The organism is Pseudoalteromonas ruthenica (assembly GCF_008808095.1).
GTDB classification, from domain to species: Bacteria; Pseudomonadota; Gammaproteobacteria; order Enterobacterales; family Alteromonadaceae; genus Pseudoalteromonas; species Pseudoalteromonas ruthenica.
In genome coordinates, this window is sequence record NZ_CP023396.1 from 2080601 (window position 1) to 2095093 (window position 14493).

The 14493-nt window shown below is 46.2% G+C and carries 17 protein-coding genes; 6 read left to right on the plus strand and 11 right to left on the minus strand.

The window, feature by feature from the left end; translation table 11 throughout:
* Positions 1–3: 3 nt before the first annotated feature.
* Entirely contained in the window at positions 4–1869 is a 1866-nt protein-coding gene (ftsY, locus tag PRUTH_RS09740) for a signal recognition particle-docking protein FtsY (protein WP_151173165.1), read from the minus strand.
* 138 nt (positions 1870–2007) lie between these two features.
* Here ftsY and rsmD point away from each other — a divergent pair, with 138 nt between their 5' ends.
* Positions 2008–2610: a 16S rRNA (guanine(966)-N(2))-methyltransferase RsmD gene (gene rsmD / locus PRUTH_RS09745; protein WP_151173166.1), complete on the plus strand. Its 603-nt coding sequence runs from the start codon at positions 2008–2010 to the stop codon at positions 2608–2610.
* A 14-nt stretch (positions 2611–2624) separates the two neighbouring features.
* Here rsmD and PRUTH_RS09750 read toward each other — a convergent pair whose 3' ends face one another.
* The 4 genes from PRUTH_RS09750 to PRUTH_RS09765 are packed head-to-tail and all read right to left on the minus strand — an operon-like array spanning position 2625 to position 4964.
* Positions 2625–3215: a YjaG family protein gene (locus tag PRUTH_RS09750; RefSeq protein ID WP_022946474.1), complete on the minus strand. Its 591-nt coding sequence runs from the start codon at positions 3213–3215 to the stop codon at positions 2625–2627.
* Positions 3199–3528 carry a putative signal transducing protein gene (locus PRUTH_RS09755; protein ID WP_022946475.1) on the minus strand — a complete coding sequence of 110 codons (330 nt, stop codon included), beginning with the start codon at positions 3526–3528 and terminating at the stop codon, positions 3199–3201. Before PRUTH_RS09755 ends, PRUTH_RS09750 begins: the two co-directional genes overlap by 17 nt.
* A complete protein-coding gene (locus PRUTH_RS09760; RefSeq protein ID WP_151173167.1) occupies positions 3528–3992 on the minus strand; it encodes a hypothetical protein in 465 nt (154 codons plus the stop codon). Before PRUTH_RS09760 ends, PRUTH_RS09755 begins: the two co-directional genes overlap by 1 nt.
* 3 nt (positions 3993–3995) lie before the next feature.
* Positions 3996–4964, minus strand: coding sequence for a coiled-coil domain-containing protein (locus PRUTH_RS09765; RefSeq protein ID WP_151173168.1), 969 nt, complete (start codon positions 4962–4964; stop codon positions 3996–3998).
* A gap of 203 nt (positions 4965–5167) precedes the next feature.
* Between PRUTH_RS09765 and PRUTH_RS09770 the strand changes: the two genes are divergently transcribed.
* From PRUTH_RS09770 to PRUTH_RS09785, 4 genes are all read left to right on the plus strand, one after another.
* Positions 5168–5572, plus strand: a complete 405-nt coding sequence (locus tag PRUTH_RS09770) for a DUF2721 domain-containing protein (protein ID WP_022946477.1) — start codon at positions 5168–5170, stop codon at positions 5570–5572.
* 48 nt (positions 5573–5620) lie between these two features.
* Entirely contained in the window at positions 5621–7147 is a 1527-nt protein-coding gene (locus PRUTH_RS09775) for a DUF3369 domain-containing protein (protein WP_130148577.1), read from the plus strand.
* A gap of 141 nt (positions 7148–7288) precedes the next feature.
* Positions 7289–8176 carry a LysR family transcriptional regulator gene (locus PRUTH_RS09780; protein WP_022946479.1) on the plus strand — a complete coding sequence of 296 codons (888 nt, stop codon included), beginning with the start codon at positions 7289–7291 and terminating at the stop codon, positions 8174–8176.
* A gap of 213 nt (positions 8177–8389) precedes the next feature.
* Complete coding sequence (locus PRUTH_RS09785; RefSeq protein ID WP_151173169.1) at positions 8390–9010, plus strand: 2OG-Fe(II) oxygenase; 621 nt, start codon at positions 8390–8392, stop codon at positions 9008–9010.
* Here the strand turns inward: PRUTH_RS09785 and ubiA are convergent.
* Both ubiA and PRUTH_RS09795 read right to left on the minus strand, forming a co-directional pair.
* Positions 9007–9876 (minus strand): 4-hydroxybenzoate octaprenyltransferase, encoded by an 870-nt coding sequence (gene ubiA / locus PRUTH_RS09790; protein WP_151173170.1) that lies wholly within the window; start codon positions 9874–9876, stop codon positions 9007–9009. The two genes, PRUTH_RS09785 and ubiA, sit on opposite strands and share 4 nt — an antisense overlap.
* Positions 9873–10415: a chorismate--pyruvate lyase family protein gene (locus tag PRUTH_RS09795; protein ID WP_151173171.1), complete on the minus strand. Its 543-nt coding sequence runs from the start codon at positions 10413–10415 to the stop codon at positions 9873–9875. Before PRUTH_RS09795 ends, ubiA begins: the two co-directional genes overlap by 4 nt.
* Before the next feature lie 212 nt (positions 10416–10627).
* Here PRUTH_RS09795 and PRUTH_RS09800 point away from each other — a divergent pair, with 212 nt between their 5' ends.
* Entirely contained in the window at positions 10628–10978 is a 351-nt protein-coding gene (locus PRUTH_RS09800) for a flagellar basal body-associated protein FliL (protein ID WP_231658170.1), read from the plus strand.
* Positions 10979–11002: 24 nt separating this feature from the next.
* Here the strand turns inward: PRUTH_RS09800 and glpG are convergent, their stop codons facing one another.
* Genes glpG through PRUTH_RS09820 form a run of 4 tightly spaced genes read right to left on the minus strand, consistent with a single transcriptional unit; the run spans position 11003 to position 14427 of the window.
* Complete coding sequence (glpG, locus tag PRUTH_RS09805) at positions 11003–11824, minus strand: rhomboid family intramembrane serine protease GlpG (RefSeq protein WP_151173172.1); 822 nt, start codon at positions 11822–11824, stop codon at positions 11003–11005.
* Positions 11821–12138, minus strand: a complete 318-nt coding sequence (gene glpE, locus PRUTH_RS09810) for a thiosulfate sulfurtransferase GlpE (protein WP_022946485.1) — start codon at positions 12136–12138, stop codon at positions 11821–11823. The genes glpG and glpE overlap by 4 nt, the downstream gene beginning before the upstream one ends.
* Positions 12139–12194: 56 nt before the next feature.
* Entirely contained in the window at positions 12195–13220 is a 1026-nt protein-coding gene (gene tdh / locus PRUTH_RS09815; RefSeq protein WP_151173173.1) for an L-threonine 3-dehydrogenase, read from the minus strand.
* Positions 13221–13230: 10 nt separating this feature from the next.
* A complete protein-coding gene (locus PRUTH_RS09820; protein WP_022946487.1) occupies positions 13231–14427 on the minus strand; it encodes a glycine C-acetyltransferase in 1197 nt (398 codons plus the stop codon).
* Between the last annotated feature and the right edge of the window lie 66 nt (positions 14428–14493).

A 14493-nucleotide genomic window follows, 5' to 3' on the forward strand; every position in this document is an offset into this window, starting at 1 on the left:
TAATTATTGTTCGTTGCTAAACAGCGCCTCTATAAAGTCATCACTTTTGAAAGTGCGCAAGTCATCGATGCTTTCACCCACACCAATATAGCGAATAGGTGTTTTAAACTGATCGGCTATGGCGAATATGACTCCCCCTTTCGCCGTGCCATCTAGTTTAGTCAAAGTGATACCGGTCAAACCAACGGCCTGATCAAATAGTTTTACTTGGCTTATCGCATTTTGACCTGTTCCCGCATCAATGGTCAACATCACTTCATGGGGTGCTTCAGGGTCTATTTTTTTCATCACTCGCGCTATTTTTTCAAGCTCTTGCATTAGATTGTCTTTATTTTGCAAGCGCCCGGCGGTGTCAGCAATTAGCACATCAACGTTGCGCGCTTTTGCAGCTTGGAAAGCATCAAAGACCACAGAAGCGCTATCAGCTCCGGTATGCTGCGCGATAACGGGAATATCATTACGCTCTCCCCACACCTGCAATTGTTCTACCGCTGCTGCACGGAAGGTATCGCCTGCAGCAAGCATTACCGACCTCCCTTGTTGTTGATACTGTTTAGCAAGCTTACCTATGGTGGTGGTTTTACCGACACCATTAACACCGACCATAAGTATGACAAACGGTCCATCTTTGCCCTCAAGGTTTAATGGCTGCTCAGCACTTGCCAACATTGTTGCCATCTCTTGCTTCAGTAGCTCATATAAAGCCTCGCCATCTTTGAGCTGCTTGCGATCTGCTGCATCGGTAAGGCTATCAATCAACTTCACGGTGGTATCAACACCGACATCGGCTGTTAGTAGTTGTGTTTCTAACTCTTCGAATAATTCATCGTCAATTTTTTTGCCGCTAAATATAGACGCAAAGCCGGAGCCGATGTTTGACTTGGTTTTTAATAGCCCTTTTTTGAGTCGTGAGAAGAATCCTGGCTTTTTCTCAGCTACGGCCGCTTTTTCTGCCTGCTCTTGGGCGAGGCGTTCTTGCTGTTCACGTTCTGCTTGTTCTTTAGCTAAGCGTTCCTGCTCTTCGCGTTCTGCTTGTTCTTTCGCTAAACGCTCCTGCTCTTCACGCTCGGCTTGTTCTTTAGCTAGGCGCTCCTGCTCTTCACGTTCTGCTTGCTCTTTCGCTAAACGTTCTTGCTGTTCGCGTTCTGCCTGTTCTTTCGCTAAACGTTCTTGCTCTTCACGTTCTGCTTGTTCTTTAGCTAGGCGCTCCTGCTGTTCACGTTCTGCCTGTTCTTTCGCTAAGCGCTCTTGCTGTTCACGTTCTGCCTGCTCTTTAGCTAGGCGCTCCTGCTGTTCACGCTCGGCTTGTTCTTTCGCTAAACGCTCCTGCTGTTCACGTTCTGCCTGCTCTTTTGCAAGGCGCTCCTGCTGTTCACGTTCTGCTTGTTCTTTAGCTAAGCGCTCCTGCTGTTCACGCACTGCTTGTTCTTTCGCTAAGCGCTCCTGCTGTTCACGTTCTGCCTGCTCTTTTGCAAGGCGCTCCTGCTCTTCACGCTCGGCTTGTTCTTTAGCTAAGCGCTCCTGCTCTTCACGCTTGGCTTGTTCTTTAGCTAAGCGCTCCTGCTCTTTTCGTTCTGCCTGTTCTTTCGCTAAGCGCTCTTGCTCTTCACGTTCAGCTTGTTCTTTAGCTAGGCGCTCTTGCTGTTCACGTTCAGCCTGCTCTTTAGCTAAGCGCTCCTGCTCTTCACGCTCTGCCTGTTCTTTCGCTAAACGTTCCTGCTGTTCACGTTCTGCTTGTTCTTTCGCTAAGCGCTCCTGCTCTTCACGCTCAGCCTGCTCTTTTGCAAGACGTTCCTGTTCTTCTTGTTTTGCTTGCTCTTCTTTTTTACCTAATCCAAACCAGGACAGAAACTTACTTTTTTTAGCCATTGTATGAAACCATATTTCCAGTCATGGCGATGCACTCGCCTTTTAAAGCAGCTGTCGTTAGCCACAAATATTATTTATAATTGCGCGTTATATTACCATTTTCCCAGCCTGTGGAAAAAGCATATAGTGAGTAAATGCATGTCCATCAATAGAAAAGCCGCAAAACCCGCGCATAAACGCACAACAAAAACAGGGCAAATACGCATTATTGGTGGTCAACATAGAGGCAGAAAGTTACCAGTACATGATATTGAAGGCCTAAGACCAACCACAGATCGCGTAAAAGAAACCGTTTTTAATTGGCTCATGATGGATATTCGTGATGCCCAGGTATTAGACTGCTTTGCAGGTGCCGGCAGTCTAGGGTTTGAAGCCCAATCACGATTTGCCAAACAAGTGACTCTGTTTGAATTGGAGCCCAAAGCAGCACAGCAACTACGCGATAACGCAGCACTCCTTAACATGCTAAACGTGAGTGTACAACGAGGGGATGCGTTATCTCTGTTAGCTCAACCAAGCAGTGCGGCTTATGATATTGCTTTTATTGATCCACCTTTTAATAAGGGACTCGCGAATAAATGTGCCCAAGCCTTGGAAGAAAATGGTTGGCTAGCTGACGATGCTTTAGTGTATGTGGAAGTGGAGGCGAATAACGCCGACTTCACTGCCCCTAATAACTGGCAGTTGCGAAAGGAAAAACGCGCTGGGCAAGCTTGGGGACGCTTATACCAGCGCATGTGATATGTGGCGTTGGGCTAAATTTCTACACCAATGTTAGTGTGCCCATCCTCTACAGCAAGATGGCGCAAGGCTTTAACATTGTCTTTATCGATGCGATTCAAGGCCGAGACAAAGTCAATTAACTCACTTAGCACCCCAACCTCGTATTCCATTAATGGGTGTTGGTTTACATCTTTGGCTTGATAAGGTTGCTCGTCCAGCTCAAACTGATACTCAATCAATCGTGCTACTGTACCTTGAGCAATCTTGCATACGTTGACGTACTCTTGCTCATCCTTGCTTTGAATCCCATGCAAAAGCGTTAGCAGCGCGGTTGCCGCATCGATAGCTGGATATACACCAAAGACATCAAAATCAGACACTTCTGGCACATTTGGCTCAACTTTCTCGACTAACTTCTCGATACTAATCTTACTTTTTGGTAAAAGAATTTTTTCCCAACATAAAGCGAGTGCATTTTTGAGTACTGCGGGATCTCCAAATTCAAGTGCATCACTGAATAGCGAGTAGTTAGGAAGCATACGTTCCATTAAGGCTGCCGCTAACGCAGCCTTTTGCACCGTATTCAACTCACGAATACGCTGAAAGTTATTGGGCTTGTTCATGTTTTTCTTTCATGCAGGACCAACACAGATCAAAGCTTGCAGGGTTCCACTGCTGACAATGGTGGCATTGCCACTTCTGCGCGGATGTTTTCGATTGTCGATATTCTAACAAGATTTGTTGGGCGGCGGACAGTTTTATATCGTACACCCACACACCAACGCCAGCCTCAATGAAAGGGATCTCTCCCAAGGCCCCTTGCAGAGCCTCGCCGGTCAAACGACTTTCTATACCAGCATGTTGTAGGCGACCTTTAATGATATTGGCCTCGACGCCGTGCTCAGCGTCGAAGACCTTAACCCACTTGAAATCCACTACGAATCGCTTTGCAGCTGCTTCTGGGCGTAGTCAAATTTCAGTTTGTATTCCATCATTTTCTCTTGTGCTTGCTCTAGCTCATCTTTGAGTTCGATGTGCTCAGAACGTAAGCTATCAAAAGCTTGGCGAGCTTGTCGTGAATCATTATCAATACGTGAACGCAAGCTCTCATTACGCTCTCGCTCATCGCGATGGCGGTTGGTCAGCTCTTGAATTTGCTTCTTCAGCTCTTCAATTTCTTGCTCTTCTTGCTCACAACGTACTTTATGTTGCTCAAGCTCTTCAGCAAGCGATTGCTTCTGTTGATCCAGCTCTTCGGTTTGCGATTGCTTCTCAGCTAAGCCCTGCTCTAATTCCTCTAACCGCGCTTGCCACTGTTGCTGCTGCTGTTCAAATTGAGCTTGTTGCTGTTGCGCTTGTTCTTGCAGAGCTTGCTCATGCTGCTCGCTTTGCGCTTGCATTTGCTACTTCAACTCATCAATGGTGCCCAGCTGTGCCGTAAGTTGCTCGATTTTCTGCTGCGACTGCTCAATTTGCTGAGCCATATCGCCGCTACTCGCATCTTGGCGCTCTAAACGCTCAATGAGTTGCTGATTTTCTTCCTTATGTTGAGCAACCGCAGCTTGTTCCTCGCTGAGCTGTTCACGTAGCTGCTCACCTAGTTGCTGTAAGCGCTCAACAGTAAGCTGGTGATTTTCACCTTGCTGCTCTGTTTCATTAAGCTTTTCAGACAGCTCCGAGAGTTGCTGATTCTGACGGCTAACAAGCTGTTCGTAGTGAGCCAGTTGCTCTGCAACAGCTTCATTTTCTTTTTGCAGATCAGTGAGCTGCTGTTCGAGCTGCTCGTTACCTTGCTGTTGCGAAGACACTTCTTGCAGTTTTTCTTGCCACGCCATATTGCTTTGACGTTGGCTCTCAAGCGCCTGCTTCAACGATTGGTTGTCTTGCTCCAACCGTGTTTTTTCCTCTCGCAACGCTGTTACGGCATCCAGTAACTCTTGGCGCTCACTTTGCGAATTGTAATTATCGCTCTCAAGCTCCGTTAAACGATGCTTCAATGCCGCCAGTTCATGTTGTTTTTGCTTAAGTTGAACATGCTCATCGGCATACTGCGCATTTTCCTGCTGCGCTTCTAGTAACTGACGATTCTGTTTGGCATAGCGCTCTTTAATAGCACTGAGCTCGTTACGCAATTCGTCTAGCTCTGCGCTATCTCCACCACGACCCAGCTGCGCTGCAACGAGAGCAATGCTCAGCTGCTGACTTAATTGCGCGGCAAGTTGATTTACTTGTTGATCACTGGATGAAGCCGCCAAGGCTTGATTTAACTGCTCTGGCTCAACATTGAACAAATCAGCACAACGTTGTGCGAAGTCACTTGCTAATTTATCCGTTACTTCATTGTGATGGTATTCACCACTGTTGATAGCCATCTCTCCCCCTTTGCATCAACGTGCGGCACCGTATCACCGACACGAGCCCTCTACGCATACGCATATTCTTGATTAATCTTGTCTTTTGCCTTAGCTTTTGAATTGGCGAGCGGCAAATTGTTAACATTAAGCCCGTTATTTGTAAAAATGTCTAGCCCATAGTTAACATTCCCTAATTATACACATAAAAATTGGAAAAAATGATGACATTAACCACCCCTGCACTGCTTTTTCCAGCGATTTCTCTTCTCCTGTTAGCCTATACCAATCGTTTTCTCGTACTGGCACAACTGATCCGCGAACTTAATGCCCGCGAAGGCGAGCAAATCCGACCCTTCGTGATTGAGCAAATATTAAACTTAAAGAAGCGAATTCGACTTATCCGCAGTATGCAATTTTGGGGGGTAGCGTCGTTCTTACTGTGTACCCTAGCGATGTTTGCGTTATTTGTTGAGTTTACCCCTCTAGGCACGGCCTTATTTGGCATAAGCTTAGTGGCACTCATGGTCTCTTTGCTCACCTCTCTTTACGAAATACATATTTCCTGTGATGCGATTGCCATTGAATTAGAAAGCATAGGAAAACATTCTCACTCACCAGAGAAATAAATCTCACCTATACTCAGGTTACATTGACCTGAAATGGTGGAACCCAGTGTGAGTGAGTATCTTTTTTCCGAAGTCGATGACGCAGAAACACAAACAACAGAAACTAGTTTACCGCCTTGGCGTGTACTTGTTGTTGATGACGACCAAGATATTCACCATGTCACTCGGTTAGTGCTTTCTAACTTTGAGTTCGAGCATCGCTATGTAGAATTAACACACGTCTATTCAGCACAAGAAGCTATCGAATTACTGGAACAAGATAGCACTTTCGCTGTTGCGCTAGTCGATGTGGTTATGGAAACCAATCACGCCGGATTGATGCTCATAAAGCATATTCGCGAGCAAATTGATAACCATGATATCCGTCTTATTTTACGCACTGGGCAACCAGGAGAAGCTCCCGAAGAGTCGATTATCCGCGACTACGACATCAACGATTACAAAAATAAAACTGAGCTTACCGCTATAAAACTCAAAACGTTGGTTTATTCGGCGCTGCGCGGATATCGCGATATTCAATTAATTAACCGCCAGAAACAAGGGTTAGAACGCATCATCAACGCCTCTACGGTGTTTCTCAAGTGTGACAGCATCCACCAATTTGCGTCCGTGGTGCTCAATAACATTTCCCATATACTGGGCCTAGAAGATGCCGAGCTATACTGTGCTGCGGTGACCTACAGCAGCAACCAAGAAGATACTGAGTTTAAATTGCTCGCGGCTTCAGGACACCCTCCCGAGTCAGACATTAGTAAACTGCCACACAATGTGCGCCAAGATTTCCACAGTGCTCACCAGCGCAAACGTTCAATAAAAAATGATAGTAACTATGTCGGTTACTTCCCAGGTCAAAATGGCATGGAGACCATGCTATATGTTGATCGCGGCGCCCACTTGAATACTCATGAACACCAATTACTAGAGTTTTTCGCCAATAACGTGGCGCTGGCTTACAACAACTTAAAATTACGGGAAACGGTAAGAGAGTCGCAAAAAGAGCTGTCGTATATTCTCGGTGAAGCCGTGGAAAAACGCTCGAAAGAGACCGGTTCTCATGTAAAAAGGGTGGCTAATTACAGTTATCTATTGGCAACACTTTATGGCTTAAGTGATTATCAAGCTGAAGTACTTAAACTGGCATCGCCGTTACATGATATTGGCAAAATAAGCATCCCGGATCATATTTTAAATAAGCCTGGAAAGCTCAATGATCAAGAATGGGAAATAATGCAACAACATGCACAAGTGGGTTACGAAATACTCCACAGATCCAGTAACGAAATTTTACAATGTGGTGCAATAATCGCCGGCCAACACCATGAAAAATGGGATGGCTCTGGATACCCTAAAGGCCTTGCCAAAGAGGCCATTCACATTGTTGGCAGAATTACGGCTCTGGCAGACGTATTTGACGCACTAGGGAGCGAACGCTGTTATAAAAAGGCTTGGCCTATGGAGGATATAATAGACTTTATAGAACAACAAAAAGGGCATCATTTCGACCCGACTTTAGTCGAATTAATGATCAAAAATATTGATGAATTCATTGCTATAAAAAACCGCTACCCTGACTGATGATTATTATTAATTAACCCCACGATGAACTTGAAAAATTTGTTACAAAAGACATCTTTTTATTTCAGGTACAATGTACTAGTATTGAGGAGGATTAACCCCAATCCATACACCTAATAACTTACTTAAAAGGAATTAAAAGTGAGATTCGAACAACTTAAACAATTCCTCGCCCTTGGCTCTTTGCGCCATTTTCGCCAAGCGGCAGAAAAAACCAACATCAGTACCTCCGCATTAACACGAAGCATTCAAACTTTGGAAGAGGAAGTTGGTCATCAACTAGTATCACGCTCTACACGCTCAGTCATATTAACGAAGGAAGGCGAAGTTTTTTTACGTTTTTGCCAAAATACCCTAGATGAATATGCACGTACCAAACAATTACTCGACAAACTCAGTGGCAAAAGTGAAAACCGTGTTGTAATTGGCTATACCAGCTCAGCAAGCTCCATTGTGCCCATGTCTTGCGGTCAGTTTATGGCACAGCACCCTGAAGTGAAAATCGAGATGCAGCTACAAGATCAGCAAGAGCTACATTCTCGTCTGAAACGAGGCGAAATTGATATTTTTGTCAGTGAAGAAAACGCCTGCCTCGGCGGGAGCGATATCCATTTACCGGATCAGCTCGTACTCTTTGCAAGTCGCAACCACCCTTTAGCACACAAAGCCAGCGTCACCTTACATGACCTTGATGCCTACCCGCTGTTTGGTTGTTTTTCGCAAAGCCAGCATGTGCAAAGCATGATAAAAGAGGCTGCCGACGTACTGCGCAAGGGCAATGGCCTGCGTTTAGGTAGCCTAGAAGAGGTGATTAACGCGGTGACCAACGGGCAAAGCATTGCCATTGGCGGCATTGAACATACAAATGCCATCAACAACCACGATGACCTTATATGCCTACAAGCCAGTGATGAAGCGCACTCGCGTTTAATCGTCAAAACCCAAGAGCAATTGGAGCAGCAACAGCACATTATTCAACTATTAGATGTGATTGAACAAGTTGCCAGCGCTCGGCACTTGAGTGCTTAACTCTTCGCAGCCTCTAAGTAAACACCTACCGACTCGCTCAAACTTGGGCGAGTATTACTACTCCTCCTTAAGTGCCAAGCCATTAAAAAAATAGCAGCTAAGACTAGGCGGGCGAGGCTTATCTATCAATGTGCCCACATTTACACCAATAAACAGTAGTGCTTTGTCATTTCGAGGGTATACTAAGCCACCTTTTAACTTGAATTTCCCCATGTGAATCAAGAACCATTATTTGCACAGATCATCGATGATGTGCATCAGCACGGTTATGCTGTGATTGAACATGCATTACCGAGCTCTTTAACCAGCCAGCTCCTGAATACAGCGCAACAACAATACGATGCCTTTTCACCAGCTGGAATTGGCCGCCGCCAAGAGTTTCAACATAACGAGCAAATAAGAAAAGACAAAACTTTGTGGTTTAGCGGACACTCACAAGCAGAGCAAGACTACATAGCTTTAATGGAAGCATTGCGCCTGCACATTAACCGACATTTTTTCCTTGGCCTGTTCGATTATGAATGCCACTTTGCCCACTATCAGCCTGGGGACTTCTATAAAAAGCATTACGATGCTTTTAAGGGGCGCTCGAATCGTGTATTTACTACGGTTTGCTACCTAAACACTCCTGATGAGGGAGGCGAGTTAGTGATCTATCAACCGCGCTCCAAATTAGTTGCCCGGCGCGTAGCTCCCCGCTGTGGCACACTGGTTGTGTTTGAAAGTGAGTTATTTATGCATGAGGTATTGCCAGCAAAGCAGTCGCGCTTCTCTATCGCTGGCTGGTTTCGCAAGAATAATTCAGTCGCCGGCTTTGTTGACCCGCCGAATTAAAGCAAGCTAACGGCAATACCAATAAAAATGGCTAGGCCGACATAGTGGTTATTCAAAAATGCATTGAAACACGCGGCTCGCTCTCGGTGGCGACACAAGTATAGCTGTCGCACCAACAACATAGTCGCAATGCTGAGACCAAGCCAAAATGGCCAAAAAAGTTGCATATCCAAGCCGATATAGGCCAATAGTGCAATAAAGGTGACATCCAATAAAGCCACCGCCAGAAGGTCGTAACGACCAAATAAAATAGCGGTGGATTTGATACCTATTTTAACATCATCATCCCTATCCACCATCGCATATAAGGTGTCATACGCTACAGTCCACACTACATTGGCAAAAAATAGTAACCATGCATGTATCGGCAGCGCTTCGATAGTAGCCATGTAAGCCATTGGAATTGCCCAGCTAAACGCAGCTCCTAATACCACTTGGGGTAAATGGGTATAACGTTTCATAAAGGGGTAACACGCAGCCAAGGCAAGCGCCCCAAATGACAGCAATATCGTCTGCCAGTTAAGTAATAACACTAGCGCAAAAGCCATAACTACCAGCAAAGCGAATAAGCTCAGCGCCTCACCGGCACTCACGGTTCCTGCTGCCAAAGGGCGCTGTTGAGTACGCTGTACCGCACCATCAACATTACGATCGGCAAAGTCATTGATCACGCACCCTGCGCTACGCATAACGAACACCCCCAAGGCAAAAATTACCGCGAGACTCACCGGCGGCCAATCTGCACCAGCAAGCCACAAAGCCCAAAAAGTGGGCCACAGCAGTAGCAAGGTGCCGATAGGCTTATCAATACGCATCAATTGCTTATAATAAGGCCAATGCATCGCCTTAAGTGGTGCTAGTTTCATAGGTAAGGATAGGCTCCGGGTAAAAATATCTCGCACACCATTATTTGTTGGTTCGTTAAATTGAAGCAACTACGGCGTCCCCATAGCGGCCCACCAGGCAGCTTTAACGAGTGTGTAAGCTCAGCCAGACTCTGATTGTGAGCGAAATCAGCCACCTCCATACCTACTCGTTGGATTTGCGGGTCTTGGAAAATCACTTCGCCCAATGGATTATTGCCCAAATGGGCTAAATCAACCCCTTGCTCCGACTGCTGTTCAGGAAGCCAAGTTTGCGCATAGACCATAGGTTCATTATCGCAAAACAGCAACACTTCACGCACACGCACATTCGTACCGGGGGGCTTGAAAATAGCGTGGTCGCAAAAGCGACTGGCTACCACTTTTTCACTTAGAACTTCCACCGCAAATTGTTGGCACTGTGACTTTAAACGCTTCGTTAGCGAGCCAGACTCCAGTAGCCAATCGGCTAGTGTGTCAGTCACCTTAGCGTGCTCGATGCTTATCCACTGCGCGCGAAGAGGTATAGGGTGTGCAGGCAAAACATACTACCTTGATTCGACTATTGCTTCGATCATACCACTGCTACACTAATGGCAAAAGCTCTCACAGAGCACAGTAACCCCTTTACTAATAAATCTGGACGATAAATCGCTAAGCGCGCTAAAATATGGATAACTTGATGAAAACTAGCACACTAATTATTATGCCTCGAGCGCTCAAACTATTACTTGTCAGTGCCTTTACTCTGCTCATGTTCAGCCCCGCAAAGGCGGCGGGAGATGTTGGTTATTATGGCTTTGAGCCTGATATCGTTGCGAACTACATTAGCCAATCAAGTAAGAAGCTCGGCTATGTGCGAGTGACTGTCGATCTGATGTTAGAAGATGTTGGCAATATTTCAGTGGTTGAACACCACATGCCACTGCTGCGTGACGCCATTGTTGAAATTTTATCGCAAGAGCCAGAGGATAAAATCAAAAGCTTAACGGGCCGCGAAGAGATAAGACAGAAATGCATCGAACGGCTTAAAACCTTACTAAAGCAGGAAACCGGTAAAGATATTATTCGCGATGTACTGTTTACCAAATACCTTTATCACTAACATTACGAGTAATAAAAAAGCGGCTTAAGCCGCTTTTTTATTACTTCCAAAGGCCATCACCAGCGCTAACACGATACCGCTGACTAAACCGCCTAAATGCGCCCAGTTGGCCATAGGCATAAAGAAAGTATCGGTAAAACCAAAAACTAGCCACAGTAGCAGAAAACCAATCATCGCCTTGGTCATCATCGGTTTAGTTTTCGCTAGCAAAGGATAAATCCAGCAAAACCCTACCTGCGCATACACAACACCCGAGAGACCACCGAAATTAGGGCCGACCATAGTATATTGCGCCCACGCGCTGGCCAAAGAGCCAAGCAAAAACACACTCAATAAAGTGAGTTTCGATGTCTGGCGTTCAATAGCGGGCCCTAACGTCAACCACCACAGCACATTAAATATCAAATGAATTGCAGAGAAATGAACGACTGCTGGCGTTATCCAAGAGAGCGGCTGCGATGCTTTAAACTGTAACAGTGGGAATATATGACTAAACTGGCCCAATAAAAACAGCGCATAGATAATCACACTGATAATACTGACGCTTTTAACCAATAAACTTAGCCCGTTGAAGCGTTGCCACAAGTTAAGCTTATTGCCGCTGTAAACCAAGCCTGAATCGGTACGCCCACTTTGCCAAGCGGCATCACTGTATCGCGGATGATTCGGCTCTGTTTTAAACTCATTCCATAACGGCTGAGCAGCATGAAAATGCTCCGGATCAACAGCAATAATTACATGCCCCTGCTGTGCAGGTTTGAGCTCGCCATGCAGCCCTTGAGTACTCAAGTAATCAATAAACCCTTGAGCAGCACGCACGTTATTGGTGCTCCCTAGTTCAATCATTTTTCAACCGACTGTGGAAATTGCTTCGCCCAGGCGTCAAAGCCGCCATCCATACTGTATACGTCATCAAACCCTTGCTCAGCTAGGTAACCAGCAGCGCCTTGCGAGCTAATACCGTGGTAACACACAATAATAATAGGTTGCTCATACTCCTTATGCAGCATGAACTCACCGATATTACTATTACTCAAATGCTCTGAACCAGGAATATGGCCGCTTGCGAAACTGTTCGGGTCACGTATATCAGCAATAACGACATTATCGTCGTTTAGTAATTCATGTGTCTGCGACACCGAGATATGTTTAAAAGCCATGGGACTCCAAATTTACTAAACACTGAAAAGGCGGCTTAGCCGCCTTCATAGGCTACTTACTGCCAATCGAGGATAACTTTACCCGACTGCCCCGACAACATCGTGTCGAAACCTTGCTGAAAGTCATCAATATTGAATTGATGAGTGATCACAGGGGAAATATCAAGACCTGACTGAATCAAGCTGGCCATTTTGTACCAGGTTTCAAACATCTCACGACCATAAATACCCTTGATTACCAAGCCTTTAAAAATAACTTGGTTCCAGTCTACAGCCATATCTGAAGGCGGAATACCCAGCATGGCTATCTTGCCGCCATGGTTCATGTTATCAAGCATAGAGTTGAATGCCACCGGCACCCCTGACATCTCTAAGCCAACATCAAAGCCCTCTGTCATCCCCAACTCTGTCATCACGTCTTCGAGCTTTTCTTCACTGACGTTAACGGCCCGTGTAGCGCCCATCTTACGGGCCAAATCAAGGCGGTACTCGTTGATGTCGGTGATCACCACATTGCGTGCGCCAACGTGCTTAGCTACAGCTGCAGCCATAATACCAATCGGGCCTGCGCCGGTGATCAATACATCTTCACCGACCAAATCGAACGACAAAGCAGTGTGTACAGCGTTGCCAAACGGGTCAAAAATAGAGGCCAGCTCATCGGAGATATTATCGGGGATCTTAAAAGCATTGAACGCCGGAATAACCAAGTATTCCGCAAAGCTGCCTTCACGGTTAACGCCCACACCTGTGGAATTACGACACAAATGTACACGCCCAGCACGACAATTACGACAATGACCACAGGTAATATGACCTTCACCAGAAACCCGGTCGCCGACTTCAAAGCCTCGTACTTCCTGGCCCATATCGACAACCTCACCGACATACTCATGACCTACCACCATAGGCACTGGAATGGTGTTTTGCGCCCACTCATCCCAGTTGTAAATATGCACATCGGTGCCGCAAATAGCGGTTTTACGAACTTTAATCAATAAATCGTTGTGGCCCACTTCCGGTTTTGGCGCATCAGTCATCCAAATCCCGGTTTCAGCCTTTAATTTTGATAATGCTTTCATCACTGCGCTCCTAAATTACGCCCAACTCTTTGCCGATACGAATAAAGGCATCAATGGCTTTGTCGAGTTGCGCTTTGCTGTGTGCAGCAGAGATTTGGGTACGAATACGCGCCTGCCCTTTTGGCACCACTGGGAATGAGAACCCGGTGACATAAATGCCTTCAGCCAGTAGTTTATCGGCCATTTGCCCAGCGAGCTTGGCATCTCCTAGCATCACCGGAATAATGGCATGATCTTTACCAGCACAAGTGAAACCCGCCGCTTCCATTTGCTCACGGAAGTAAGCCGCATTGGACCATAAAGTATCGCGCAACTCTTTGCCATCAGCCAGCATATCCAGCACTTTTATTGACGCAGTCACAATGGATGGTGCCAGCGAGTTCGAGAATAAATAAGGACGTGAGCGTTGGCGTAGCCACTCAACGATTTCTTTCTTACCTGAGGTATAACCGCCTGATGCGCCGCCTAAGGCTTTACCTAGGGTTCCAGTGATAATATCGACACGGTCTAACACGCCACAGTACTCAGGCGTACCACGGCCGTTTTCACCAACAAAGCCTACAGCATGAGAGTCATCGACCATAACGAGGGCATCGTACTTATCAGCTAAATCACACAGCGCTTCGAGGTTACAAATCACGCCATCCATCGAGAACACGCCGTCAGTGGCGATCAGCTTGGTTTTAGCGCCTGCTTCATCAGCGGCAATCAGTTGCTGCTCAAGGTCGGCCATATCATTGTTGGCATAGCGGAAACGCTTTGCTTTACATAGACGCACACCGTCGATAATTGAGGCATGGTTTAGCGCATCGGAAATAATGGCGTCTTCAGGGCCAAGAATGGTCTCAAAAAGACCCGCATTGGCGTCAAAACAAGAAGAGTAAAGAATGGTGTCTTCGGTTTGTAAAAAGTCACTGATTTTGCTTTCAAGGGTTTTGTGAATGTCTTGCGTACCACAGATAAAACGCACGGAAGCAACACCGAAACCATGGTCGTTCAAGCCTTGTTGCGCTGCTTTAATAAGCTCTGGATGATTCGCTAAACCAAGGTAGTTATTAGCACAAAAGTTAATCACTTTATCGCCGCTGGCAACGTCAATTTCAGCCTGTTGCTGCGAGGTAATAATGCGCTCGCTTTTGTATAGGCCATCGGCTTTGACTTGCTCGATTTGCGCTTGCAGTTGAGTATAAAACGCAGAGGCTCTCATAGATTTCTCCAATACTTGAACGGGGGACCCATGCTACGTCAAAGACGTGGGTAGGTTCGCTTGTTA